3 protein-coding genes and 1 pseudogene are annotated in these 2984 nt (G+C 64.1%); 3 read left to right on the forward strand and 1 reads right to left on the reverse strand.

The genetic code is table 11. The annotated features are described in order from the left end of the window. Positions 1–592 precede the first annotated feature (592 nt). Positions 593–823: a helix-turn-helix domain-containing protein gene (locus tag ACKUB9_RS34130; protein ID WP_407531105.1), complete on the reverse strand. Its 231-nt coding sequence runs from the start codon at positions 821–823 to the stop codon at positions 593–595. Positions 824–999: 176 nt separating this feature from the next. Here ACKUB9_RS34130 and ACKUB9_RS34135 point away from each other — a divergent pair. The 3 genes and pseudogenes from ACKUB9_RS34135 to ACKUB9_RS34150 form a co-directional block, all read left to right on the forward strand. Beyond that, a pseudogene (locus ACKUB9_RS34135) lies at positions 1000–1413 on the forward strand (Ros/MucR family transcriptional regulator); the annotation flags it as partial. Positions 1414–1963: 550 nt separating this feature from the next. Beyond that, positions 1964–2194, forward strand: a complete 231-nt coding sequence (locus ACKUB9_RS34145) for a hypothetical protein (RefSeq protein ID WP_407531106.1) — start codon at positions 1964–1966, stop codon at positions 2192–2194. Between the two features lie 162 nt (positions 2195–2356). Then, positions 2357–2680: a hypothetical protein gene (locus tag ACKUB9_RS34150; protein ID WP_407531108.1), complete on the forward strand. Its 324-nt coding sequence runs from the start codon at positions 2357–2359 to the stop codon at positions 2678–2680. The last annotated feature ends 304 nt before the right edge of the window (positions 2681–2984 follow it).

The raw sequence follows: 2984 nt of genomic DNA on the forward strand, positions 1-2984 counted from the left end.
CCCGTCCAGGTGAACACCGGAACCGGCGTGAACACCGGCGGCGGAGCCGCGCGGCGTGGAAGGTCCGCGGCAGAAGCAGCGCCCGACAAGGCGATCGCTGCTGCGCTTGCGAGCAGAAGCTTCTTGAGCATTGGTAGATCCCTGTTGCCGGCCCTACAATCAGGCCGAGCACTTAAATAAGCGTGACCATATGGCGGCCGGCTAGTGCGGATCTGCAACAGGTTGGTGCTGTGAAGCTTGAACATGTGCCGAACGGCAGCGGTCTGCCGGCATGGCGTCGTTCAGGCAGCCCTCTGCCCGCACTCTCGATCTCGATCCCGTCCACGGAAAGCCGCCTTCGCCGATATGCTAAAGGCGGGAGCGCCGCGCGACTGATGACAGCGAATCGCCGAAGAGCGTCGGAGGTTCAGAATGAACTTGCGAGCGGAGACTCACGGCTTGGACCGCGAAGAGCCGTCAGGGCGCTTGAGCTCGCATCCGGCTCGTTCGGCTATGCGCCACTTCCGGGCCTTGCCACTCAGCCGGCGAGCGGGCTTCTGACTCAGCGCTCCTTGTCGCGATCGGCATCTCTGAACCGGCCGGTCCCTGGCACTCATCGCCTCGTTTGGCGCTCAGCGTTGAAGCGTGCACGGTAGGCTGCCGGGCTGACGCCGGTCACCTTTCGGAAGTTCGATCGGAAGGTGACCGATGACGCGAAGCCGCTGGCCAACGCCACTTGGTCGACCGACGCGCCGCTCCTTTCCAGCAGCGCCTGGCCACGCCTGATCCGGGCTGTGAGGAACCACTGCAGCGGGGTGGTGCCGGTCTGCCCAGAGCCCCGCAATATAGTATTGCGGAATATTAGATTGAACGCAATAGATCAGTGCAAGCCGCAATCGAGTGCCATCGACGGCATTTCACAACGCTATCCTTCAACAGTCTCCGACTAAAGCTTGACATTTCTGGCATGCCACGACTAGGCAGGATTGTGGGGGCGCCAATCAGAACCTGGGAATCCCGGTGAGTAACGAAAGTCAGCCTGAGAGCGACCAGATTAGCCTGGTCGCTGACATCGTGTCGGCCTACGTCTCGCATAATCACCTATCTACGAGCGACTTGCCGGCGCTGATCCGGAGCGTCCACGACCAGCTCGGCAAGCTCGGTCGGCCAGCCGAGCCGGAGGCCGAGCGGCCTATCCCGCCGGTGCCGATCAAGAAGAGCGTGACCCCGGAGGCGATCATCAGCCTTGAGGACGGGCGGCCCTACAAGTCGCTCAAGCGCCACCTCACCACCCGCGGCCTTACGCCCGCCGAGTACCGTCAGAAGTGGGGCCTGCCGCCCGATTATCCGATGGTGGCGGCGAACTACGCCGCGCAGCGCTCCGAACTCGCCAAGAGCATTGGTCTCGGCCGGCCGCGGCAGAAGCGGTCCGCCTGNTTATCCGATGGTGGCGGCGAACTACGCCGCGCAGCGCTCCGAACTCGCCAAGAGCATTGGTCTCGGCCGGCCGCGGCAGAAGCGGTCCGCCTGATCACAGACAGGCAGCGGCTGGAGATGTCCCGGCAGTCCAGCCGCTGTCCCGCTCGTCACGGCATCCTACGGATCCGGAAGCGCTCTGCGCGCGGATGATTGGCAGCAGCGGCCGCGTGCCCGGCTGTGTCTGTCTACAGCATCAAGGAAACGCCGGCGCGGTGTGTACCCGGCCAGCGCTCGGATACACGTTCAGGAGCAGAAGATCGGAAGCTGCACTTGGCGGCCGGGGCGGGGATGAAGCTTGCAGTGGCAACAGTGTTGGAATTTCCCAGATCACGATTCCAATCGAAGCTGGAGCATGTGGATCATATTCAGCAAGCTGATCTGTAGGCGAATGCTGACCTCACCAACAATTCATAACGACGCCCGGCCGCGGCGGACTATGGTCCCGCCCGGTCTCTGATTGATTCGCGCGTCCTTCGCGGCCGCGCTTGCACCAAGGGGGGCACCCATGGAGAGCGTCGATCTGAACGAACCGGCCGAACTGACGGTGTGGAGTGACGGACCGAACGGGCCGAAGGCCGTCGTGCCTGTCGAGTTCGCCACGCTGCGAGCGGCCCTGTCGGCCGCAGCCCATGCCCTGCACGACGCGCGCTGCAGTCCTTGGATCATGACGGCGAGCGGGATGATCCTGACGCCCGATTGGGTGCAGAGCTACATCGCCATGGCGGGCTTGGGCTGAGGCTGAGAACCGATCTGGCCTTGCTGGTGCAACATGCAATGCAAAGTTGCTCTCGCCTGAGCCGTCGATCAAGCAGGTTGAAGCGCGAGCATATCTTGGCTGGTCTTGTGGCCCAATCTGTGCCTCATCTCGGTGAACAACAGCATTGCGCCAAGGCCCGCCATGTCGGACGACCTCATCCCCTGCACGCGAGGATGGACGGCGCTCGTCGTTCCCCTGAGTACGGTGAAGCTCCTGCATGTCGTGGGCGAGATCCGACTCGCCACGACCAACGAGGTGCCTCGCCTCTGCCTCGCCGATCCGCAGAGCGATGATCCTGCCGTGCTGAGCCTTGAGGTCGAGATCAGTACCAGAGGTCCGGGCGCGCTTGGACCGTTCTGGTGCGCCGTCGGGTACAGCGTGCCGCTGCACGAACGGCTGCCGACGAGTGTGCGGATCACCTGGGCAGGCATCGAGGTCGGCCGGGCTGCGGTCGTTGAGGAGTAAGCAGGCGGCCCGCGCCGCTCTACAGCGGGTTGGGATTGAAAGCTCCATCGGCCTCCCGCCGCGCGCTGATCCTTACCGTGGCCGCAATTTCCACGCGCACGCACGCATCCGCTCGTTGACCCGGCACGCCACTTGCCGAACCTCGGTTCCCAGAGGCTCACGGGCATGCGCAGGTCGCCCCTCGCCGTTCCAGTCCGCCTCGGCGCGGTCGCTGCTGACGTCGATAGCGACCATCTGTACCGCCCGCGGTTTGTGAGACACCGATTTAAACCCTATGCGGCGAGAGCCGCCGGTGGAAGCTGCG

Source organism: Methylobacterium oryzisoli (genome assembly GCF_046557895.1).
Taxonomy (GTDB): domain Bacteria; phylum Pseudomonadota; class Alphaproteobacteria; order Rhizobiales; family Beijerinckiaceae; genus Methylobacterium; species Methylobacterium oryzisoli.